Source organism: Nocardioides sp. R-C-SC26 (assembly GCF_021246465.1).
Taxonomy (GTDB): domain Bacteria; phylum Actinomycetota; class Actinomycetes; order Propionibacteriales; family Nocardioidaceae; genus Nocardioides.
The window spans coordinates 1-22,537 of the sequence record NZ_JAHRHK010000017.1; the positions used below are offsets into that span (position 1 = coordinate 1).

General features: G+C 69.6%; 20 protein-coding genes. 18 read left to right on the forward strand and 2 right to left on the reverse strand.

The window, feature by feature from the left end; all coding sequences use genetic code 11:
• The first annotated feature begins 240 nt into the window (after positions 1-240).
• From KSO97_RS14530 to KSO97_RS14560, 7 genes are all read left to right on the forward strand, one after another.
• On the forward strand, positions 241-1,029 hold the full coding sequence (locus tag KSO97_RS14530; protein WP_374198510.1) for an ABC transporter ATP-binding protein: 789 nt from the start codon (positions 241-243) through the stop codon (positions 1,027-1,029).
• A complete protein-coding gene (locus KSO97_RS14535) occupies positions 1,026-1,826 on the forward strand; it encodes an ABC transporter ATP-binding protein (protein WP_232680112.1) in 801 nt (266 codons plus the stop codon). The genes KSO97_RS14530 and KSO97_RS14535 overlap by 4 nt, the downstream gene beginning before the upstream one ends.
• A complete protein-coding gene (locus KSO97_RS14540; RefSeq protein WP_232680114.1) occupies positions 1,823-3,664 on the forward strand; it encodes a long-chain fatty acid--CoA ligase in 1,842 nt (613 codons plus the stop codon). Before KSO97_RS14535 ends, KSO97_RS14540 begins: the two co-directional genes overlap by 4 nt.
• Positions 3,661-4,548, forward strand: a complete 888-nt coding sequence (locus KSO97_RS14545) for a branched-chain amino acid ABC transporter permease (protein ID WP_232680116.1) — start codon at positions 3,661-3,663, stop codon at positions 4,546-4,548. The genes KSO97_RS14540 and KSO97_RS14545 overlap by 4 nt, the downstream gene beginning before the upstream one ends.
• A 116-nt stretch (positions 4,549-4,664) precedes the next feature.
• Positions 4,665-5,720 carry a branched-chain amino acid ABC transporter permease gene (locus KSO97_RS14550; RefSeq protein WP_232680118.1) on the forward strand — a complete coding sequence of 352 codons (1,056 nt, stop codon included), beginning with the start codon at positions 4,665-4,667 and terminating at the stop codon, positions 5,718-5,720.
• 25 nt (positions 5,721-5,745) lie between these two features.
• Complete coding sequence (locus KSO97_RS14555; protein ID WP_232680120.1) at positions 5,746-7,026, forward strand: ABC transporter substrate-binding protein; 1,281 nt, start codon at positions 5,746-5,748, stop codon at positions 7,024-7,026.
• Between the two features lie 186 nt (positions 7,027-7,212).
• Positions 7,213-7,626, forward strand: coding sequence for a single-stranded DNA-binding protein (locus KSO97_RS14560; protein ID WP_232680121.1), 414 nt, complete (start codon positions 7,213-7,215; stop codon positions 7,624-7,626).
• On the opposite strand, the gene KSO97_RS14565 is transcribed toward KSO97_RS14560, so the two are convergent.
• Positions 7,586-8,722, reverse strand: coding sequence for a DUF1015 family protein (locus KSO97_RS14565; RefSeq protein WP_232680123.1), 1,137 nt, complete (start codon positions 8,720-8,722; stop codon positions 7,586-7,588). The two genes, KSO97_RS14560 and KSO97_RS14565, sit on opposite strands and share 41 nt — an antisense overlap.
• Positions 8,723-8,822: 100 nt before the next feature.
• Here KSO97_RS14565 and KSO97_RS14570 point away from each other — a divergent pair, with 100 nt between their 5' ends.
• The 11 genes from KSO97_RS14570 to KSO97_RS14620 all read left to right on the forward strand — a co-directional run bounded on the left by KSO97_RS14570 (position 8,823) and on the right by KSO97_RS14620 (position 21,553).
• A complete protein-coding gene (locus KSO97_RS14570) occupies positions 8,823-9,851 on the forward strand; it encodes an HAD-IIA family hydrolase (protein ID WP_232680125.1) in 1,029 nt (342 codons plus the stop codon).
• Between the two features lie 11 nt (positions 9,852-9,862).
• Positions 9,863-10,102 (forward strand): hypothetical protein, encoded by a 240-nt coding sequence (locus KSO97_RS14575; protein WP_232680127.1) that lies wholly within the window; start codon positions 9,863-9,865, stop codon positions 10,100-10,102.
• 5 nt (positions 10,103-10,107) lie between these two features.
• Complete coding sequence (locus KSO97_RS14580; protein ID WP_232680129.1) at positions 10,108-10,941, forward strand: TlyA family RNA methyltransferase; 834 nt, start codon at positions 10,108-10,110, stop codon at positions 10,939-10,941.
• Entirely contained in the window at positions 10,938-11,903 is a 966-nt protein-coding gene (locus KSO97_RS14585) for an NAD kinase (RefSeq protein ID WP_232680131.1), read from the forward strand. The genes KSO97_RS14580 and KSO97_RS14585 overlap by 4 nt, the downstream gene beginning before the upstream one ends.
• Positions 11,900-13,594, forward strand: coding sequence for a DNA repair protein RecN (gene recN / locus KSO97_RS14590; protein WP_232680133.1), 1,695 nt, complete (start codon positions 11,900-11,902; stop codon positions 13,592-13,594). The genes KSO97_RS14585 and recN overlap by 4 nt, the downstream gene beginning before the upstream one ends.
• A 26-nt stretch (positions 13,595-13,620) precedes the next feature.
• On the forward strand, positions 13,621-15,315 hold the full coding sequence (locus tag KSO97_RS14595) for a CTP synthase (protein ID WP_232680134.1): 1,695 nt from the start codon (positions 13,621-13,623) through the stop codon (positions 15,313-15,315).
• Between the two features lie 36 nt (positions 15,316-15,351).
• Positions 15,352-15,966, forward strand: coding sequence for an NUDIX domain-containing protein (locus KSO97_RS14600; RefSeq protein WP_232680137.1), 615 nt, complete (start codon positions 15,352-15,354; stop codon positions 15,964-15,966).
• 9 nt (positions 15,967-15,975) lie between these two features.
• On the forward strand, positions 15,976-17,094 hold the full coding sequence (ald, locus tag KSO97_RS14605; protein ID WP_232680139.1) for an alanine dehydrogenase: 1,119 nt from the start codon (positions 15,976-15,978) through the stop codon (positions 17,092-17,094).
• A gap of 66 nt (positions 17,095-17,160) precedes the next feature.
• The gene (xerD, locus tag KSO97_RS14610; protein WP_232680141.1) at positions 17,161-18,126 is read left to right on the forward strand and encodes a site-specific tyrosine recombinase XerD; all 966 of its coding nucleotides are present in this window, start codon (positions 17,161-17,163) and stop codon (positions 18,124-18,126) included.
• Positions 18,119-20,713: an RNA helicase gene (locus KSO97_RS14615; protein ID WP_232680143.1), complete on the forward strand. Its 2,595-nt coding sequence runs from the start codon at positions 18,119-18,121 to the stop codon at positions 20,711-20,713. The genes xerD and KSO97_RS14615 overlap by 8 nt, the downstream gene beginning before the upstream one ends.
• Positions 20,714-20,797: 84 nt before the next feature.
• Entirely contained in the window at positions 20,798-21,553 is a 756-nt protein-coding gene (locus KSO97_RS14620; RefSeq protein WP_232680144.1) for an SDR family oxidoreductase, read from the forward strand.
• 51 nt (positions 21,554-21,604) lie between these two features.
• Here KSO97_RS14620 and KSO97_RS14625 read toward each other — a convergent pair whose 3' ends face one another.
• Positions 21,605-22,480: an SURF1 family protein gene (locus tag KSO97_RS14625; RefSeq protein ID WP_232680146.1), complete on the reverse strand. Its 876-nt coding sequence runs from the start codon at positions 22,478-22,480 to the stop codon at positions 21,605-21,607.
• Positions 22,481-22,537: the final 57 nt, after the last annotated feature.

The following is a 22,537-nucleotide window of genomic DNA, read 5'->3' on the forward strand; positions in this document are numbered from 1 at the left end:
GGAGAGTAGGACGCCGCCGAACAAACATTCGCAAGAGGGCGACCCGTTAAGGGTCGCCCTCTTGTTGCATTTGGCAACGTTTTCTTCGGGGTGTGCTCGCGTTCGTGACAGGAGCTTTGGAGATTCGTATTTCGGTTTGGTAACGAAGGACCGCCGCGAGCCTGATCGGTTCCGATCTCCGACACTATGTGACGCCAGTCACAGGGTCGGAGATGAGGGGAACCGAGTGTCGGTGATGGCGTGCTAGCTGTACACAATCTCGAGGTCGTATACGGGGAGGTCGTGCTCGCCCTGAGGGGCGTGTCGCTTGAGGTGCCCCCAGGCGCGATCGTCGCGCTGCTCGGTGCCAACGGCGCCGGTAAGTCGTCCCTTCTGCGCGCGATGAGTGGGCTTCTCGATGTTCACGACGGATCGGTGCGAAAGGGCTCGGTGACGCTCGATGGAGCCCGCATCGACCATCTCGATGCCTCGACCGTCGCTCGGCGCGGGGTGAAGCACGTCCTCGAGGGACGCCGGGTCTTCAAGGAGCTGAGCGTCGAGGAGAATCTCCGTGTCGGCGGCCACGGGTTCCGTGGCCCGCTCGGCGAGAACCTCGAGCACGTCTACGACCTCTTCCCGCGGCTCGCCGAACGTCGAGGCGGTCAGGCCGGCTACCTCTCGGGTGGCGAGCAGCAGATGTTGGCGATCGGGAGGGCGCTCATGTCCCGACCCTCCTATCTGCTGCTCGACGAGCCGAGTCTGGGGCTGGCGCCGCTCGTCGTGGCGCAGATCCGCGACATCATCGTGGAGATCAATCGCCAGGGAACCAGCGTGCTCCTGGTCGAGCAGAACGCCACGATGGCGCTGCAGATCGCAGACCACGGCTACGTCGTCGAGACGGGCCGAGTCGTCATGGACCGCCCGGCAGCGGAGCTGATGGCCGATACCGACATCCGGGAGTTCTATCTCGGGCTGGGCGCCGAGGATGCATCTCGCACGTCGTATCGGGACATCAAGCACTACCGGCGGCGGAAGAGGTGGGCGTCGTGACCGCGGTGCTGGAGGTGCGCGATGTGTCGTTGCGATTCGGCTCGGTCACGGCTGTGGACTCGGTGTCGTTCGACGTGGCGGAGCATGAGCTCTTCGCGGTCATCGGGCCCAACGGCGCGGGGAAGACGAGCATCTTCAATGTGTTGTCTGGCGTCTATCGCCCGCAACAGGGCTCGGTGTCCCTTGCGGGGGAGTCGGTGCTCGGGCTACGTCCGGCTCAGATCGCCAAGCGTGGTCTCGCGCGGACGTTCCAGAACATCGAGCTGTTCGCGAACCTCACGGTCGTCGACAACCTGATGCTCGGCCGACACCAGCATGTGCGCTACGGGCCGTTGGCGGCCATCGCGTGGCTCGGGCGGGCCCGCGCGGAAGAGCTTCGTCACCGTGCTGTCGTCGAGGAGATCATCGACTTCCTCGGTCTGGCGGCGTGGCGCATGCTGCCGGTCGGCATGCTGCCGTACGGCGTTCAGAAGCGCGTCGAGCTGGGCCGCGCTCTGGCCATGGAGCCTCGACTCCTCCTGCTGGATGAGCCGGTCGCAGGCATGAACCTGGAGGAGACCGAGGACATGGCGCGCTTCATCAACGACATTCGCGCCGAGCTGAAGATTCCGATGATCATGGTCGAGCACGACATGGGCCTGGTGATGGATCTCGCTGACCGTGTCATGGTCCTCGACTTCGGAAAGCCCATCACCACCGGGGTTCCAGCAGATGTGCAGCGCAATCCGGACGTCGTCGCGGCGTACCTCGGCGGTGCGGTCATCGAGGAGGCCACGTCCGAGGAGGTGTCGTCATGACGACGTCGACCCTGGCTTCGATGGTGCGTGCCCGCGCGCAGAGTCACCCCCACGACGTCGCGATGCGGCACAAATCGCTCGGCGTGTGGCGAGAGACCTCGTGGGCTGAGTACTGGGACCTCGTCGAGTGTGCGGGACACGCTCTGATCTCGTTGGGCATCGAACCCGGCGACCGCGTCTCGATCCAGTCGGAGAACCGGCCCGAGTGGCTGGTCTTGGACATGGCGACCGTCGCGGTCCGGGGTGTCACCGTGGGGTTGTACCCGACGAACCCGGCCAACGACGTGGCCTACCTCGTCGGGCACAGCGGCAGCACGGTCCACTTCGCTGAGGACCAGGAGCAGCTGGACAAGCTGCTCGACGTGAGCGACCGCTGCCCTGAGGTGGCACGCATCGTCTACAGCGAGGCCCGGGGGATCGTGGGACGATACGACGATCCGCGGCTGCTGTCGTGGGAGGAGTTCATGGCCATCGGTCGCGACCATCGGTCTGCGTCGAACGGAGCCGTTGCCGATCGTATGCGTGCCGCGCAGGACGACGACGTCATCACACTCGTCTACACCTCTGGCACGACCGGCCCTCCCAAGGGAGCGATGCTCACCGTTGCCAACGCTGCCTACGCGTTGGAGACCGTCCTGGAGCGCGACGGGTTCGCAGACCCGGCGCCGGGCCCGACCGACCTGACGCTGTCCTACCTGCCGTTGTGTCACGTCGCAGAGCGGTTCTTCACCACCTGGTTCAACGCGGGCGCCGGCGTTCAGACGAACTTCGCCGAGTCGATCGAGACCGTGCCGGCGAACCTGAGAGAGATTCAGCCCACGCTGTTCTTCGCCGTGCCACGGGTCTGGGAGAAACTGCTCGCGACCACCCGGATCAAGATCGACAGCGCCACGCGACTCAAGCGCACCTACGCACGGTTCTGGCTCCGCCGCGCCGACAAGATCGGCGAGGTCCTGGTGCGGACCGGAGGGAGCCACACCCCCGCAAGCCGGGCTGTCTATCTGGTCGGGTGGGTGCTGTTCTTCCGCGCGCTCCAGACCCGACTCGGGCTGCGTCGGGTGCGCCACGCCATGTGTGGTGCGGCGCCGGTCTCCCCGGAGGTGCTTCGGTTCTTCATGGGCATCGGCGTGCCGGTGCACGAGGTCTACGGGATGACGGAGAACGCCGCCCTGGCCACGGGCAATCGGCCAGGACGCGTCCGGCTGGGAACGGTCGGTGAGGCCCTCCCGGGCGTCGAGCTGCGTCTCGACGAGGAGACCGGCGAGGTGCTGACCCGCCATCCCGGGGTCTTCGCCGGCTACTGGCGCGACGACGAGGCGACCGCACGCACCGTCGACAGCGACGGGTGGCTGCACACCGGCGACGTCGGCGCCTGGGTCGAGGGAACCTACCTCGCGATCACCGACCGGATGAAGGACATCATCATCACCTCGGGAGGGAAGAACATCGCCCCTTCGGAGATCGAGAACGCGCTGAAGGCGTCCCCGTTCATCAAGGAGGCCATCGTGATCGGCGATGGTCGCAAGTACCTGACAGCGCTCATCGGCATCGAGTTGGACACCGTCGGTGACTGGGCGCAACGCAAGGGCCTCGCTTTCACCACCTACCGGGATCTGTCGGAGAAGTCGGAGGTGCGCGACCTCGTTCAGCAGGTGGTGCAGCAGGTCAACGACCTGCACAACCCGGTGGAGCAGATCAAGGACTTCCGGTTGCTGCCCAAGGAGCTCGACCACGAGGACGGCGAGTTGACCGCGACGCAGAAGGTCAAGCGCGCCGCGATCGACCGTGCCTACGGCGAACTGGTCGGTGCGATGTACGGCGGAGGTGGCGCGTCGTGACCGAGCTCCTCACCGCAGTGAGCAACGGCGTAGGACAAGGGGCGGTCTACGTCCTGCTGGCGCTCGGATTCGTGATCATCTACAAGTCGTCGCACGTCATCAGCTTCGCGCAGCCGTCGTTCATGATGGCCGGCGCCGTGCTGGTGAGTCATCTGACTCCGAAGATCGGCTTCTGGGCGGCCGCGGTGATCGGGCCACTGCTGATCGGACTCGTGGCACTCGTCGTCGAGCGGCTCGTCATTCGTCCGATGGTCGGCAAGGCGGTGTTCGTGATCGCGATCATCACGATCGGGGTCGACATCGTCGTCCGTGTGGTCACGGGAGCATTCCTCGGTGTCGATCCCCGCGTGATCGGGGACCCCTGGGGGCTGGACACCGTCACGGTGGGAGGGGTTCAGATCGAGCACCGCCACATCGCGGCCCTGGTGACCATGACCGTCGTCGTCATGCTGCTGATCGGGTTCTTCCGTTTCACGCGTCTGGGTCTCGCGACTCGCGCGGCCGCGCTGGACCAGGAGGCGGCGATGGCCCAAGGCGTCAACGTGGGAACGGTCTTCGCCGTGTCCTGGGGGCTCGCCGGTGTACTCGCCGCGTTGGCCGGCATCTTCGCCTCCGGCGGGCAACCGTTGGATCAGAACCTCTGGGTGATCGCGCTCGCCGCGCTCCCGGTGATCATCCTCGGAGGCTTGGACTCCCTCGGCGGCGCTGTCGTCGCCGGATTGTTGATCGGGGTCGTGGAGTCGGTCGTGCGGTCCTACCACCGTGACTGGTTCCCGGGGCTGGACGGCAACACCGGGAGCCTGGCTCCGTACGTGGTGATGCTGCTGGTGCTGCTCGTGCGTCCGCAAGGTCTCTTCGGCACGAAGGAGGTCCAGCGAGTATGAGCGTCTCGACGCATTCCGGGCACCGCGCACCGATGAGTACGGGCCCGGCCCGTGGGCCCCGACGGCCCCGGCGGCTCTGGGGGCGACCCGAGCTCTTCACCGACTACCGCCAGGACATGGCGTTTCTCAACACCCGCCCCAAGCAGCTCGGCGTCCTCGCACTCGTCGCGGCGGCCACGCTCGTGCCGTTCATGCTCGAGGACGACCTGCTCAAGTTGCTGGGGGCGGGCCTCGTTCTCGCGATCGGTGCCATCGGTCTCAACCTCCTGACCGGATACGCGGGCCAGGTCTCTCTCGGGCACGCCTTCTTCGTCGGCGTCGGCGCCTACACCGCCGCCGCGCTGGCAGGGGACCCCGACGGCCGCTACCTCGGATTCGGCGTCGAGTTCGTCCCGCTCTGGATCTTCGCCGCCGGGGCCGTGGCGGCGTTGTGCGGGGTGATCGTGGCGCCGCTGGCGACTCGTCTCCGAGGGCTGTACCTGGCCGTGGTGACGCTGGGGCTGGTCGTCATCGGCGGTTACGTGTTCGCCGAGTGGCGGGAGCTGTCCGGCGGACCGCAGGTGGGGCGCCCGGCCCCGGAGCCGGTCGTCTTCGGCGTCGAGTTGACCGGCGACGGCACCTACACGGAGGAGCAGAAGCTGTTCTGGTTCTTCCTGGTCGTGCTCATCGTGATGGCCGTCGCCGCGCGGAACATCGCCCGTTCCAAGATCGGGCGGGCCTTCGCCGCCATCCGGGATCGCGACGTCGCCGCCGGTGTCATGGGCGTGGAGCTCTCGCGCTACAAGCTCATCGCGTTCACGATCTCCTCGTTCTACGCCGGTGTCTGCGGCTCGCTCCTGTTCGTGGCGAACGGAACCTTCGGCCCCGAGCGATTCAGCCTGCTCCTGTCGGTGCAGTTCATCGCGATGGTCCTGATCGGGGGAGTGGCGACCGTGTCGGGAGCGATCATGGGCGCGATGCTCATCGCGATGCTCCCGCGCATCGCCGGCGAGCTGCCGCACTACCTCTCGTTCGTGTCGTCGTCTCCGACGGACCATCCGAACATCTTCGAGGTCGAGGTCGCCTTCTACGGCCTGCTCATCATCGCGTTCCTGTTGTTCGAGCCACGGGGCCTCTTCGGCATCTGGCTGCGAATCAGGACCTATTGGAAGAGTTTCCCGTTCTCCTACTGAGGCGGGGCAGATGAAAGGAACCTGGATGAACAAGACCATCCGTCGACTCGCCGTGGGTGCAGTCGCAAGCACGCTCGTGCTGACGGGGTGTGGCCGTGACAGCGACTCCTCCGCCGACGGCTCCACCGTCGGTGTCACCAGCGAACCCTGCCCCGACGCCGTCGACGAGGACAAGGGCTGCATCTACCTCGGCGTCATCAGCGACCTGACCGGGCCGTTCGCTCCGGTCGGTGTGCCGTTGACGGCGGGTGGCAAGGCCTTCTGGGACTACGTGAACGCCAACGGTGGTGTCGGCGACTACGAGGTCAACGTCACGGCGAACACCAAGGACAACCAGTACAACCCCGAGACGCATGCCCAGGCCTACTCCCAGATCAAGGGCGACATCCTGGCAATGGCCCAGTCGCTCGGCACCGTGGCGACCGAGGCGATGCTCGCGGACTCCGACGCGGACGAACTGCTCGTCGTTCCCGCGACGCTCGGCTCCAACTGGCTGTTCGAGGACCGGGTCCTGGAGATCGGCACCAGCTACTGCGCCGAGGCGATGAACGCGGTCGACTACGGGGTGGACGAACTGGGGGCCAAGGGGGTCGCGGCCGTGCACTTCCCCGGCGACTATGGCGACGACGCCATGGTCGGTGCGAGGATCGCCGCCGAGGAGCGCGGCGTGAAGTTCACCGACATCACCGTCGACCCGACCGCGACGAGCCAGGACGCCAGCGTGAAGGCGGTACTGGACTCCGGCGCCGACCTCGTCGTCATCTCCACCGGACCGACGCAGGTGGCCGAGATCGTCGGTGGGGCCGTCGCGAGCGGATTCAAGGGCAAGTTCATCGGCTCGATCCCGACCTGGAATGCCGCGCTTCTCGGTTCCCCGGCTGGTCCGGCTCTCGAGGCTGCCTACCTGTGGGCGACGTCGTTCCCGCTGTGGGACACCGACAGCGCCGGGTTCGAGGCCATGCGGGAGGCGAACGGCGCGGAGACACCGAACGACTACTACGCGCTCGGCTGGAGCGGCGGCTACATCATGAAGGCCGTGCTCGAGCAGGCCATCGCCGACGACGACCTGACCCAGGCGGGGCTGCTCGCTGCCGCGAAGGCGATGACGACGGTCGAGTCCGAGGGCATGCTGCCTGAGGGTTCCGGCAACTACGCGGGCGACCCGAACGAGGCCGCGGTACGGGTGAGCCAGTTCGGCATCCCGACGAAGGGCGCGAGCACCGGCATCGGCCCCGACGTCGACTTCTTCACCGGGCCGACCGCTGCCGGCTACCAGTTCGAGGAGGCGTGCTACCTGCAGAAGTAACGAGCACCGAGAAGCACGAACGGGGGCGAGCCGGTACGCCGGCTCGCCCCCGTTGCATGTCCGGCTGTGCTCGTCGTCCCGGGATCGTCCCTCGGCGAGGGTTCTCCCACCTCTCCACAGGCAGACCTCCCCGAGGACGCCCTGATGTCGGCGTCGGCGAGCAGTCTCGACCGCGGAGGTGAAGTGATGTCGACCACGACGGAGCAGATGCAGAACAAGGAACGGTCACCCGCAGGACCGGGGCAGGGCAGGAATGCGCACGACCCCGCCGACGTGGCGGTCAACGAGGTGAGACTGGTGGGGCGCGTCAGTGCGGTCGCCGACGAGCGGGTTCTCCCCAGCGGTGATCGCCTGGTCGGATTCAGGCTCGCGGTCGATCGGCCCGCGACGACGCCGGGCCGTCAGCGCGTGGATGCTCTGGAGTGCGCGGCCTGGTCACCACGTTGTCGCCGATCGGCGAGCCGATGGCGCGTCGGCGACGTCGTCGAGGTCGAGGGCGCGCTGCGACGGCGGTTCTTCCAGACCGGCGCGGGTGCTGCGTCCCGTGTGGAGGTCGAGGTCAGCGCTGCTCGGCTCGTTCGACGTTCCAGGGACGCATGAGCACGCCGGGCGGCGGCTTGGGCTGGAAGGACGTCGCCTTCTCGGGGAAGAGGCGACCGGCGGCGACGAAGTCGTGGACCTCGTCGAAGCCCGGCGCGGCGCAGAGCACCCCCACGCGGCCTTCCCGCGCAGCACCGTCGAGGGCGTCGCCCACGGAGTGGTGGAAGCTGATCGAGGTCGGGCCGTGCCGCAGTTGGGGGATGAGCGAGCGATGCAGGAGATCGACGTCCGGGCGGTCGCCTTCGCCGAGCGACACCACGACCCACCGATGAGTATCGGTCGCCACCAGGGTGTGGGGTGCGAGGGCTGCGACGGCGTCGGCTCGCGTCGTCTCGCGCCGTGAGAGCCCGAGGGCATCGGCCGCCGCGACAACGTCGTCGACCGACGTCCCGTGGAGGACGCGGTGGATGGCGCCGAGGAAGAGGGGCGTGTCGTTCTGGTCCACCACCATGGCGAGTCCGTGGTCCAGGGCGCCGCCCGGACTGCGTTGCTGCAGGCGCAGGTAGGCGGCATAGCGGTGGTGCCCGTCCGCGATGACGGCGTCGGTGCCCGAGAGCAGCGCCGCAAGTCTCTCGAGTGTCTCCGGATCGGTGATGGACCACAGGCGATGGCGCTGCTCGCGTCTGTCCGTGAACGTCGCCGAGGGCGGCTGGTCCCGCACCGCGGCCAACTCGGCACGCAGAGCCTCCGGCGAGCGTTGGACGAGCAGGATCGGAGCAGGATTGAGCTCCATCTCGTTCATCCGGTCGGCGATGTCGTCGGCTTGACTGGGGTGGATGCCTTCATGCGGCACGACCGTGCCCGGCTCGCCCGGTGCCGCGCGGTGGGAGACGTCGAGCAGCCCGACGAGTCCGCGCACGGTGATGCCGCTCGCGGTGTACTCGTGGAGGTACAGCGCCGGGCCGGGCTCACGGATCATCGCGCCGCGCCGCTGCCATCGCTGCAACCGAGCCGCGACGTCCCGATAGGGCCGGGCCAACGCCCGACCTGCCGACGGATCGGCGACCCGTGACGGCGCCAGGCGGAGCGCCGTGAACGGGGTCAGCCGCAGCGGCCCGCCCAGCGCGGGCGGTGCCAGGGCTGGCCGGGAGTCCATCCGGGCAGGATACGAGGGGAGGGCGAGTCGCCAGCAGAACCGACACGGCCAGCCCCCGACCCAGGTGAAGGAGGTCGGTCCGGCGAGGGACGATAGGGGCATGTTGATCTCCAGCGACCGCCGGCTGTGCGACGTCTACGACGTGGCGATGCTCGACCTCGACGGAGTCGTCTACATCGGCGGTGACGCCGTGCCCGGCGCTCCCGACCTTCTGAAAGAGGCACGAGCCGCCTCGCTCCGGCTCGCGTTCGTCACCAACAACGCCGCCCGGACGCCGGAGACGGTCGCCGAGCACCTGCGGCGCCTGGGGGTCGAGGCCGACCGCGAGGACGTCGTGACCTCGGCTCAGGCGGCGGCCGGCCTGCTCGCCGCGGAGTACGAGGACGGCGCCCCGATCGCCGTCCTCGGTGGCGACGGACTCCTCGCGGCGGTACGGGAGCGCGGTCTGAGCCCGGTCGAGATCGCCGACGGGGACGCGGTCGCGCTCGTCAGTGGCTACGGTCCCGACGTCCGGTGGAGCGCCATCATGCAGGCAGCGGTGCGGGTGCGTGACGGCCTGCCGTGGGTGGCGTCGAACACCGACGCCTCGATCCCGACGCCGTTCGGAACCGCCCCGGGTCACGGTGTGCTCGTCGACACCGTGGCGCGCTTCGCCGGCGCGCAGCCGCGCGTGGCGGGCAAGCCGGAGCGGCCGTTGCTCGATGAGACGGTGGCCCGGATGAACTCGGCACGACCGCTCATGGTCGGCGACCGCCTCGACACCGACATCGAGGGAGGGCGCAACGCGGGCATCGACACCCTGCTGGTGCTCACCGGAGTCAGCGGGATCGTGGACCTGGTGCGGGCGGCGCCGACCGAGCGTCCGACCTATCTCGCGGCCGACCTGGGTGGCCTCCTTCGCGCACACCCGGCGCCCCAGCGCGTGCGCGACGACGTCTGGACCTGCGGCGGCTGGCGGGCTGGCGTCGTCGAGGGGCACCTCGTGCTGGACGCCGTGGGAGATCCGGCGGGACGAGTCGATGCCTTCCGTGCCCTTGCGGCGGCCGCGTGGAGCCACGATGACGAAACTGGTCGTACGCCGGATCTCGCGGGCCTACGCCTCGACGACCTCGACGATCTCGGCGAGTAGCCTGCTGACCTATGGACGAGCCCTGGGCCCAGCCGGCAGTCGACGAAGGCGAGGACCTCCAAGGCCACGTCGAGGACGGTCGACCCGCTGCCCCGCGCCCCGACCGGACCGGCATCGACCGCGTCGATGCCGTGATCGACGCGGTGGCCGACCTCGACGGGCTCGCACCGGCCGAGCAGGTGGCCGTGTTCGAGACCGCGCACACCGAGCTTCGTCGCGCGCTCGACGAGCGCCCGGCCGAGCACGCCTGAACACCGTGGCCGTCCGGCGGCTCCGGCTCGACGCCGAACTGGTGCGACGCGGCCTTGCCAGGTCGCGCGAGCACGCGGGGGAGCTGGTCGCCGCAGGGCGGGTCAAGGTCTCGGGTGCCGTGGCCGGCAAGGCGGCGACGGGGGTCACGACCGACGTGGCGATCGTCGTCCTCGAGGACCCCGACCGGCCCGACTACGTCTCCCGCGGTGGCCACAAGCTGGCCGGTGCACTCGAGGTCTTCGGTCCGCAGGGCCTGACGGTGGCGGGACGCCGATGTCTGGACGCCGGCGCCTCGACGGGTGGATTCACCGACGTGCTGCTGCGCGCCGGCGCTCGGCAGGTGGTCGCTGTCGACGTCGGGTACGGGCAGCTGGCGTGGTCGGTACGCAGCGACGAGCGGGTGATCGTGCGCGACCGACAGAACGTCCGTGAGCTGACGCCTGAGATCACCGACGGACCGGTGCAGTTGGTGGTGGGCGACCTGTCCTTCATCTCGCTCGAGTTGGTGCTCGACGCGTTGATCGGCGTCACCGAGCCCGACGGCGATCTGGCGTTGATGGTCAAACCCCAGTTCGAGGTCGGCAAGGAGCGGGTCGGCAAGGGCGGCGTGGTGCGCGAACCGGCCCTGCGAGCAGAGGCGGTCAATGCCGTGGCCCGAGCGGCGGAACGTCGCGGTTGGGGAGCCGTCGGGATCGCCCGCAGCCCGCTGCCCGGCCCTTCGGGGAACGTCGAGTTCTTCCTCTGGCTGCGCCGGGGAGAAGCGCGGATCGACGCCGAATCGATCGCCACGGCCGTTCACGCCGACGTGTCGGCGACGGATGAGAGGGTGGCGCCATGACGGAACGTCGCGTGCTTCTCCTCGCGCACACCGGTCGCGCCGAGGCGCGTCGCGTCGCCGCAGACTTCGTCGCCGGTCTGAGCGCACACGGGGTCGTGGTGCGGATGCTTCAGAGCGAGGCCGCCGTGCTGACCGACGACGCCGTGACCGCCTCGGTCGAGGTGGCCGACTCCGAGGAGATGGCGGGGCGCGACTGCGAACTCACGATCGTCATCGGTGGCGACGGCAGCATCCTGCGTGCCGCCGAGGTGACGAGGTCGTGGCGTACGCCGTTGCTCGGCGTCAACCTCGGACATGTCGGTTTCCTCGCCGAGGCAGAGCCCGAGCAGATCGAGGACACCATCGGCGCGGTCGTGCGGGGCGACTACACCGTGGAGGATCGTCTGACCATCGATGTCGGCGTCTACCGCGACGGTGACCTGGTCACCGACACGTTCGCCGTCAACGAGGTCAGCGTGGAGAAGGCCGCGCGCGAGCGGATGCTCGAGGTGGTCGTCGAGGTCGATGGCCGGCCGCTCTCGCGCTGGGGCTGCGACGGCGTGGTGTGTGCGACGCCGACCGGCTCGACGGCCTACAACTTCAGCGCTGGCGGCCCCATCGTGTGGCCGCAGGTCGAGGCCCTGTGCCTCGTTCCCCTCAGCGCCCATGCGCTCTTCGCCCGCCCGATGGTGATCGCGCCCACGTCGGTGATCGCGATCGAGGTGCTGGCCCGCAACGAGGGCTCCGGCGTCTTGTGGGCCGACGGTCGACGCACTGTCGACCTGCCGCCAGGGGCGCGAATCGAGGTGCGCAAGGGTGCGCATCCGGTCCGTCTCGCGCGACTGCATGCCGCGCCCTTCGCCGATCGGCTGGTCGCGAAGTTCGATCTGCCCGTGAGCGGCTGGCGCGGGGCGGGGGAGCGCCGCTTCCACGAGCACGACGCGACGCGGGCCGCGGCGGAGGCCCGGGAGGTGGCGCGATGATCGAGGAGATCAGGATCAGCTCGCTCGGTGTCATCGACTCCTCGACACTCGAGCTCGGCCCCGGTCTGACGGTCATCACGGGCGAGACAGGGGCCGGCAAGACGATGGTGGTCACCGCGCTCGGTCTTCTCCTCGGAGGACGGGCCGACAGTGGGGCGGTACGCACGGGGGCACGCCAGGCGCGGGTCGAGGGGCTGGTCCGTGCCGCCGCGGACACCGCGCTCGCGACGGCCGTGGAGGAGATCGGCGGCGACCTAGAAGACGACCGCGTGGTGCTCGCCCGGAACGTCAGCGCCGAGGGTCGCTCGCGTGCCTTCGTCGGCGGCGCCGCCGTTCCTGTCAGTGCTCTCGGCCAGATCGCCGAGCCCCTGGTCGCGGTGCACGGCCAGTCCGACCAGCATCGACTGCTCCAGGCGCGCGCCCAGCGTGAATGCCTCGATCGCTTCGGTGGCGCTCCGCTCGCGGCACTGCTCGAGGGCTACGAGAAGGTCTACGCGGAGCTCCAGCAGACCACGCGGGAGCTCGACGAGGTCGTCTCGCGAGGGCGTGAACGCGCCCGGGAGGCCGACGTGCTCCGGTTCGGCCTGGAGGAGATCGAGGCCGTCGGCCCGCGGCCGGGTGAGGACGTCGACCTGGCTGCCGAGGAGGCGCGACTCGGGTTCGCCGACACCCTGCGCACGGCGGCCGAGCAGGCTCGTGAGGCGCTGTCGAGCGAGCAGGGCGGCGCCGACGCGCTCTCGTGCTCCTCGGCTGCCCGCGGCTTCCTCGACGGTGTTCGGGAGCACGACGCCGAGGCCGGTGAGCTGGCTGACCGGCTCGCCGAGATCAGCTACCTGGTCAGCGACGTCGCGACCGATGTCGCCTCCTACGCCTCACGTGTCGAGACCGACCCCACCCGGCTGGCAGCCGTCTCCGAGCGACGCGCAGCGCTGGTGGCGCTGACACGCAAGTACGGCGAGACCGCGGACGACGTACTCGCATGGGCCCGCGACGCGGCGGTGCGCCTCGCCGACCTCGACTCCACCGATGAGCAGATCGAGCAGCTGACCGCGCGTGTGGCGCAGCTGACCACCGAGCGCGATGAGCGCGCACGCGAGCTCACCGCGGCTCGCACGGACGCCGCGGCTCGGCTCGAGCAGGCGGTGACCGCCGAACTGACCTCGCTAGCCATGCCGCACGCTGTCGTCACGTTCCAGGTGACGCCGGCACCACCGGGACCCCACGGTGCCGACGACGTCGCGATCCTCCTCGCCGCGAACACCGGGAGCGAGCCGCGGCCGTTGGCCAAGGGCGCGTCCGGCGGTGAGCTGTCACGGGTGATGCTCGCCATCGAGGTCTCGCTCGCGGGCACCAACGCGGTGCCGACGTTCGTCTTCGACGAGGTCGACGCGGGGGTGGGGGGAGCGGCCGCGGTCGAGATCGGACGCCGCCTGGCCGCGCTCGCGCAGAACGCGCAGGTTCTCGTCGTCACGCACCTGCCGCAGGTCGCCGCGTACGCGGACCGCCACGTGGTCGTGCAGAAGTCCAGCGACGGTTCGGTCACGACGTCCGGACTGTCCGTGCTCGACGACGCCGAACGCGAGCGCGAGCTGTCGCGGATGCTGGCCGGACTCAGTGATTCCGACACCGCGCTCGCCCACGCGCGCGAACTGCTCGAGGTCGCCTCACCGGCGCGTGCACTGTCATCGTGAGCCGAGCTCGGATAGGATGGAACTCCGTGAGGCAACCGGGATCTGACCAGTCCAAGCACGTATTCGTGACAGGCGGGGTGGCCTCCTCGCTCGGCAAGGGGCTGACCGCCTCGAGTCTCGGCCGGTTGCTGCGCAGCCGTGGACTCCGCGTGACGATGCAGAAGCTCGACCCGTACCTCAACGTCGACCCCGGGACGATGAATCCGTTCCAGCACGGTGAGGTCTTCGTCACCGACGATGGCGCCGAGACCGACCTCGACGTCGGTCACTACGAGCGCTTCCTCGACACCGACCTGAACCAGATCGCCAACGTCACGACCGGACAGGTCTATTCGAGCGTCATCGCCAAGGAGCGCCGCGGCGACTATCTCGGCGACACCGTCCAGGTGATCCCGCACATCACCAACGAGATCAAAGAGCGCATCCTCGCGATGGGCGGCCCGGAGATCGACGTCGTCATCACCGAGATCGGCGGCACGGTCGGCGACATCGAGTCCTTGCCGTTCCTGGAGGCTGCGCGCCAGGTCCGTCACGACATCGGCCGGGACAACTGCTTCTTCCTCCACGTCTCGCTGGTCCCCTACATCGGCCCTTCGGGTGAGCTGAAGACCAAGCCGACCCAGCACTCGGTCGCCGCGCTGCGTCAGGTCGGCATCCAGCCCGACGCCGTGGTCTGCCGCTCCGACCGCGAGCTGCCGGACTCGATCAAGAAGAAGATCTCGCTGATGTGCGACGTCGACCAGGAGGCCGTGGTGACGGCGGCCGACGCGCCGTCGATCTACGACATCCCCAAGGTGCTGCACCGCGAGGGCCTCGATGCCTACGTGGTCCGACGCCTCGACCTGCCCTTCCGCGACGTCGACTGGACGGTGTGGGACGACCTGCTGCGTCGGGTCCACCATCCGAAGGAGGAGGTGACGATCGCGCTGGTCGGCAAGTACATCGACCTGCCCGATGCCTACCTCTCCGTCGGCGAGGCACTCCGGGCCGGCGGCTTCGCCCATGAGGCGAAGGCCCACATCCGGTGGGTCCCCAGCGACGAGTGCGCGACCCAGGCGGGCGCGGCCCGCGCACTGGCCGACGTCGACGCCATCTGCGTGCCGGGCGGATTCGGCATCCGCGGGCTCGACGGCAAGCTCGGTGCGCTCACCTACGCGCGCACCCACGGCATCCCGACCCTCGGCCTGTGTCTGGGACTGCAGTGCATGGTGATCGAGTACGCCCGCAACGTGGCCGGACTCACCTCGGCGGGTTCCACCGAGTTCGATCCCGAGTGCCCCGAGCCGGTGATCGCGACCATGGAGGAGCAGAAGTCCTTCGTCGAAGGTGCCGGCGACCTCGGCGGCACGATGCGACTCGGGCTGCAGGAGGCCGTCCTCGCGCCGAAGACGCTGGCCCGCGAGCTCTACGGCGCGGACAAGATCTCCGAACGACACCGTCACCGGTACGAGGTGAACGACGCCTACCGGCCGCAGCTCGAGGAGGCCGGCCTGGTCTTCTCCGGAACGCATCCCGACCTGGGGCTCGTCGAGTTCGTTGAACTTCCCCGCGAGGTGCACCCCTACTATATCGCGACGCAAGCGCACCCGGAGCTGCGCTCGCGGCCCACGCGCCCGCATCCGCTGTTCGCGGGCCTGGTGGGTGCCGCGATCGAGCGACAGAAGGAACTGCGTTTCCCGATCGACGAGAGCGGTCTGCGCCGCGACCCGGACGAGGACTGACCACTGGCCGGCGGGATCGACGACGGGACGACACGCGTGACCGACGTCGAGATCGACGGTGCGCCTGAGCCCCTGCGCGACGTCATCCAGCGCTGGCCGGTGAGGAGCACCCGCGACATCCACCGCGACGACTGGGTGGTGGCCCTACGAGCCGACGACGTCGAGGCGCCGGACGGGACGCCGCTCGAGCACGAACGACTGGTTGTGGAGCACCCGGGCGCCGTCATCGTCCTGGCCCTGGACGACGACGACCGGGTGTTCTGCCTCTGGCAGTACCGCCACGCCGCTCAGCGTCGCTTCGTCGAGCTCCCCGCCGGCCTGATGGATGCCGGACCCGACGAGACGCCGTTGGACGTGGCACGGCGTGAGTTGCGCGAGGAGGCCCAGCTGCAGGCGGTCGACTGGACCGCACTCGGGAGCACCTATCCCTCGCCCGGGATCATCAGCGAGATCCATCACCTCTTCGTGGCCCGCGGGCTCTCGCCGTGCTCCCGCGGCGACTTCGTGCTGGAGAACGAGGAGGCGGACATGAGCACCGGGTGGGTGCCGTTCGCCGATCTCTACGCCGCCGTACTGGCGGGCGAGGTGGCCGACGGCCCGGTGGTGCAGTGCGTCCTCCTGGCCGTAGCGAAGGGCCTCGTGCGCCAGTAGGGTCGCCAGATGAAGGTCGGCGTCCCCAAGGAAGTCAAGAACAACGAGTACCGGGTGGCGATCACCCCCATCGGCGTGCACGAACTCGTTGAACGCGGCCACGACGTCTTCGTCGAAGCCGGGGCCGGTGTCGGTTCCTCCATCCCCGATGAGGAGTACATCGCTGCCGGCGCGACGATGACACCGGATGCCGACACGACCTGGGGCACGGCCGACCTGGTGCTCAAGGTCAAGGAGCCGATCGCCGAGGAGTACCACCGCCTCCGCGAGGGGCTCACCCTCTTCACCTATCTGCATCTGGCCGCCGACAAGCCGCTCACCGAGGAACTGTTGCGGTCGCGCGTGACGGCGATCGCCTACGAGACGGTGCAGCTCACCTCGGGCGCGCTGCCGTTGCTGTACCCGATGTCCGAGGTCGCCGGGTGTCTCGCCCCGCAGGTCGGCGCCCACGAGCTCCTCAAGGCACGCGGAGGACGAGGGGTGCTGCTGGGCGGTGTCGGCGGAGTCGACCAGGCCAAGGTCGTCGTGATCGGGGCCGGGGTCGCCGGACAGAACGCGGCGAACATCGCGATGGGGATGGGCGCCGACGTCACGCTCCTCGACACCGATCTCGACAAGCTGCGCATGTCCTTCTGGCGCTACAACAACCGGGTTCACGGCCTGGCCTCCTCCAAGCTCGCGATCGAGCAGCAGGTGATGGCAGCAGACCTGGTGATCGGGTCGGTGCTGATACCCGGCGCCGCCGCACCGAAGCTCGTCTCGAACGAGCTGGTAGCCCAGATGAAGCCGGGCTCGGTGCTGGTCGACATCGCCGTCGACCAGGGCGGCTGCTTCGAGGACACCCGGCCCACGACGCACGCCGAGCCGACCTATCAGGTGCAAGGGTCGACCTTCTACTGCGTCGCCAACATGCCGGGAGCGGTGCCACACACCTCGACCTACGCGCTCACCAACGCCACGCTGCCCTACGTCGTCACGCTCGCGGAGCGCGGGTGGCGCGAGGCCTGTCGAGCGGATCGCAGCCTGGCGCTCGGGATCAACACCCACGAGGGCCTGCTGACCAACCGGCCCGTGGGGCAGGCGGTGGGGATCGACGCCGTCGATCTCGACGCCGTGCTCGACGGCTGAGATCCCGCCACGGTCGCCGCTCGGGCCGCGACGGTCGTGTCGGCGACGCCTGCGATGATCGGCCCCATGGCCACCACGACGGACGACGTCTCGCGCGCCGTCCGCACCTACCTCGACCACCTCACGGTCGAGAAGGGCGTGGCCGCCAACACGCTGACCTCCTATCGTCGCGATCTCCGTCGCTACCTGGAGTACCTGGACGCCGAGGGCGTGGGTGCCCTGGCCGAGGTGAGCGAGGCGACGGTCACCGGCTTCCTGATGCGGTTGCGTGAGGGCGACGCCGAACACCAACCGCTCGGCTCAGCCTCCGCAGCACGCACGGTGGTCGCGGTCCGCGGCTTCCATCGGTTCGCGCTCGCCGACGGTCTGGCGCCCCACGATCCCGCCGCCGGGGTGAAGCCGCCCGCGCCTGCTAAGCGACTCCCGAAGGCACTCCCGCTCAGTGACGTCGAGGCGATCCTCGAGGCTGCCGGCGAGCCCGGGACGGCGCTGGCGCTGCGAGACCGCGCTCTGCTGGAGGTGCTCTACGGCACGGGGGCGCGCATCTCGGAGGCCGTCGGGCTCGACATCGACGACGTCGATGCGGGGGAGACCGGAGCGGAGCGCGCGCCGGGCGGCGGCACCGTGCTCCTACGCGGCAAGGGCGGCAAGGAACGGCTGGTACCGCTCGGCTCGTACGCCCACGAGGCGCTGGAGGCCTATCTGACCCGCGGTCGGCCCGATCTGGTCGGTGCGGGCCGGGGCGGCCCGGCGCTGTTCCTCAACGCACGCGGTGGGCGGCTGTCGCGTCAGTCGGCCTGGGTGATCCTGGTGCGTACCGCCGAGCGGGCCGGCGTCAGCGCCGACGTGTCGCCTCACACGCTGCGTCACTCGTTCGCGACCCATCTGCTCGACGGTGGGGCCGACGTGCGCGTCGTCCAGGAGCTGTTGGGACACGCCTCGGTGACCACCACCCAGATCTACACCCTCGTCACGGTCGACAACCTCCGTGAGGTCTTCGCCACCGCGCACCCCCGGGCACGCGATGAGTGAGGCTCACGAGCCCGACTGGGACGCCGTCTACGACGAGATCGTGGCACGAGCCGCCGCGCGCGGCGTCGAGCTCTACCCGCACCAGGACGAGGCGATCCTGGAGATCCTCGCCGGGAACAACGTCGTGCTGGCGACGCCGACGGGATCGGGGAAGTCGCTAGTGGCGGTCGCGGCGCACACCGCGGCCCTCGCCGACGGACGGGTGTCGTTCTACACCGCGCCGATCAAGGCATTGGTCAGCGAGAAGTTCTTCGACCTGGTCGAGACGTTCGGCCCCGAGGACGTCGGTCTGCTCACCGGCGATGCTGCGGTGAACGCCGATGCGCCGATCATCTGTTGCACCGCGGAGGTGCTGGCCAACATCGCGCTGCGTGAGGGCGCCGGCGCCGACGTCGGTCTGGTCGTCATGGACGAGTTCCACTTCTACGCCGAGCCCGACCGCGGCTGGGCGTGGCAGGTGCCCTTGCTCGAGCTTCCCCGCGCGCAGTTCGTGCTCATGTCGGCGACCCTGGGCGACGTCACGGAGCTCCGAGCCGACCTGACCCGCCGAACCGGGCGCGAGACCGGCCTGGTCGACCAGGCCGAGCGGCCGGTGCCACTGGACTTCCGCTGGTCGTTGGACCCGTTGCCCGACACCATCGAGGAGATCGTCACCACCCACCAGGCACCGGTCTATGTCGTGCACTTCACCCAGAAGGACGCCGTGGAGCAGGCGGTCGCCATCTCCAAGTCGCAGTTGAAGCTGCCGGTCTCCGACGAGCTCAAGGCGCGTCTTGCCGGGGTGCGGTTCGGCGCAGGCTTCGGCAAGACGCTCGGGCCGCTGCTGCGTCGCGGCATCGGGGTCCACCACGCCGGGATGCTGCCGCGCTACCGCCGCCTGGTGGAGCAGTTGGCACAGGCCGGCCTGCTCACCGTGGTCTGCGGCACCGACACCCTCGGCGTCGGCATCAACGTGCCGATCCGCACCGTGCTCTTCACGGGCCTGGCCAAGTTCGACGGCACGCGGCAGCGGATCATCCGCGTGCGCGAGTTCCAGCAGATCGCCGGACGCGCGGGTCGAGCGGGGTACGACACGGCGGGGTACGTCGTCGTCCAAGCGCCCGAGCACGTGATCGACAACGAGCGGGCCAAGGCGAAGGCAGCCGCCAAGAACGAGGCGATGAGCGCATCGCAGCTGGCCAAACGTAAGAGCAAAGCCCAACTGCGCAAGCCCCCTGAGGGCACCGTGGTCTGGACCGAGGCCACCTTCGACAAGCTGGTCGCCGGTGTCCCCGAGCCGCTGGTCTCGCGGATGAAGGTCGACAACGCGATGCTGGTCAACGTCCTCTCGCGGGAGGAGGACGCGTTCCCCGTGATGCGTCGCCTGCTCCAGGACAACCACGAGCCCCGCCGACAGCAGCTCAAGCTGAGCCGTCGCGCCCTCCGCCTCACCCGCAGCCTGGTGCAGTCGGGCACCGTCGTTCGTTTCGACGACGTCGACGGGTTCGGCCGGCGCTACGCGCTCGCGCCCGACGTCCCAGAAGACTTCGCGCTCAACCAGCCGTTGTCGCACTTCGCGCTGGCGGCGTTCGACGTCCTCGACCGCGAGGCCGTCGATCACGCCCTGGACGTCGTCTCGATCGTGGAAGCCACCCTCGAGGCGCCGCGACAGATCCTCTTCGCCCAGCAGCGCGTCGCGCGAGGCGAGGCCATCGTGGAGATGAAGGCCGACGGGCTCGAGTACGACGAGCGGATGGCCCTGTTGGACGAGATCCGGTGGCCGCAACCGCTCCAGGAGCTCCTCGAGGCCACCTACGAGATCTACCGAGGCTCCCACCCGTGGCTGCCTGAGGATGCGCTGGACCCCAAGTCGGTCGTGCGGGACATGTACGAGCAGGGCATGGGGTTCACCGACTTTGTGCGCCGCTACGAGCTGGCGCGGTCCGAAGGCCTCGTGCTCCGCTATCTCACCGACGCCTACCGCGCACTGCGGCAGACGGTGCCCGCGAGCTTCCGCGTCGGAGAGCTCGACGATCTCGTGGAGTGGCTCGGGGAGACGGTGCGCCAGGTCGACTCCTCGCTGCTCGATGAGTGGGAGGCCCTCAGCGACCCCGACGCCGTCGTGCGCGCTGCTCAGGAGCGCGAGGCTCCCGCCGCGCCGCGGCCGATCTCACGGCAGGAGCGCGCCTTCGCCGTCATGCTCCGCAACGCGATGTGGCGCCGGGTCGACCTGGTCGCGCGGGATGATCTCGACGGCCTGATGCGGCTCGAGCGCGAGTCGGCCGACCGCTTCGATCCGCCGCGCGACGTCGTCATGACGCGTTCGGCGTGGGACACCGCGATCGAGGCCTACTACGCCCAGCACGACGAGGTCCGCACGGATGCCGATGCCCGCGGGCCGGCGTTGCTGCGCACGGAGATCACCACCGGCGAGCCGGTCGGCGCGCCAGAGGGCACGTCGAGCCGCCTGATGGTCCTCACCCAGACCCTGGCCGACCCGGCCGGCGACCGCGACTGGGTCATCGAGGCGGTGGCAGATCTCGATGCCTCCGACGACGCCGGCGAGCTGGTGATCGCCACGCGGGCCTTCCGCTGCCTCACCGACTAAGAGGTCGCGCCGAGAGCGGCTGTTCTCATCGAGGCTCCCGCCGGGCGTCGTCGGCGAGGGAGACGGTCTGGGAGAGTGAGCGGCATGGATCTGGGGCTCCGTGATCGGGTGTACATCGTGACCGGCGGCACGCGCGGCCTCGGCCGTGCCTGCGCCGACGTCCTGGTGAGCGAAGGCGCTCGCGTGGTGGTGTCGGGACGCAACGCCGCGTCGGTCGACGTCGCGTGCACCGAGCTGGGTGAGCAAGCCCGGGGCATCGCCGCGGACAACGCCGACACCGCGACACCCGCGAGACTGCTCGAAGTCGCACGGAGCACCTGGGGGCGGGTGGACGGCGCGCTGGTCTCGGTCGGCGGTCCGCCGAAGGGGCCGGTGACGCAGATGAGCGACGAGCAGTGGACGACGGCGTTCTCGTCGGTCTTCCTCGGCGCGGTGCGGCTGATGCGCGAGATCGGCCAGAGCCTGGACGACGGAGGCTCGTTGGTCGCCGTGCTGTCCTCCAGCGTCCGTTCCCCGCTGGCCGAGATGGCCATCTCCAACGGTCTGCGCCCCGGGCTCGGGATGGTCGCCAAGACCCTCGCCGATGAGCTCGGACCGCGCGGTGTCCGAGTCAATGGCGTGCTCCCGGGACGGGTGGCGACCGAGCGGGTCGCCGAGCTCGACGCCTCGAGCGGCGATCCGGACGCCGCGCGCGCTGCCGCCGAGGCGACGATCCCGCTGCGCCGCTACGGCACCCCGGAGGAGTTCGGCCGAGCCGCCGCGTTCCTGCTCGCGCCGGCGTCCTCCTACGTGACCGGCGTGATGCTCCCCGTCGACGGCGGCCTGCTCCGCGCACTCTGATCGAGCAGGCCGCAGGACTGCCCCAGGACGGACGTCGTCCTGCCCCCCAAGTCAGCGGCGGCGCTGGTACTCCGAGGGCACGTTGGTCTGGCGCGGCTTCCGCTCGCGCTTCTTCTCTCTCGGGGCCGGTGCGGGCGACCCGGGCTGGGCGGCCGAGCCCGCGACGACACGGCCGGCCCGGGCCCGCTCACCGCGGGGGCCGCGCTTGCGTTCGTCGTAGGCGAGGTAGCCGAAACCGATGATCGCCAGCACGCCGAAGAACCACCACTGCAGGCCGTAGAAGAAGTGCGGGCCGTTGTTCAGCTCCGGCAACGGACGCGGCTCCAGAGTCGCGGTGGGCTCGGGATCCTCCGAGCGCAGGTCGACGAACCCCCCGTAGACGGTGCGGTCGAGGGCCTCCCCGATGCGGGCGGAGTTGATCGCACGGGTCGACTGCTCCTCGACCTCGGTGCTCGCCCCGGTGCCGTCCACCCGCGCCCAACCCGTGATGGTGACCGTGCCGCTCGGCGGTGCGGGCACGTCGTCCACCGTGGCGGTGCCGGCGTTCTCGGTACGCAACCAGCCCCGATCGACGACGACCGCGGTGCCGTCCGCGGTGACCAGCGGGACGACGACGTCGACGCCGGCGATCCCGTCACGCGTGCGATAGCGCACGATCACGGTGTCCTCGACGTCGTACCGGCCGGTCGCGTTCACGACCCGCCACTCGTGATCGACGTCCAGCCCCTGACCGGGCGGCGCGAGGACGTCCTCGACGGGCGCGGGGTCGTGGGTCTCGTTGGCTCGGACCACGGCGTTGCGGCTCTGACGGTCTTCGAGCCGGTCGAACTGCCACTGGCCCAACCACCAGGCGAGACCGGTCAACAACGCCACGATCACCGCGAAGACCAGCCACCGCCGGCTCAGCAGGAACCGGTAGGAGCGCACCCCGTGAATCTACCGAGGCGCCGAGGGCGTGGCATCTGCGGCCCGACCTCGTAGGCT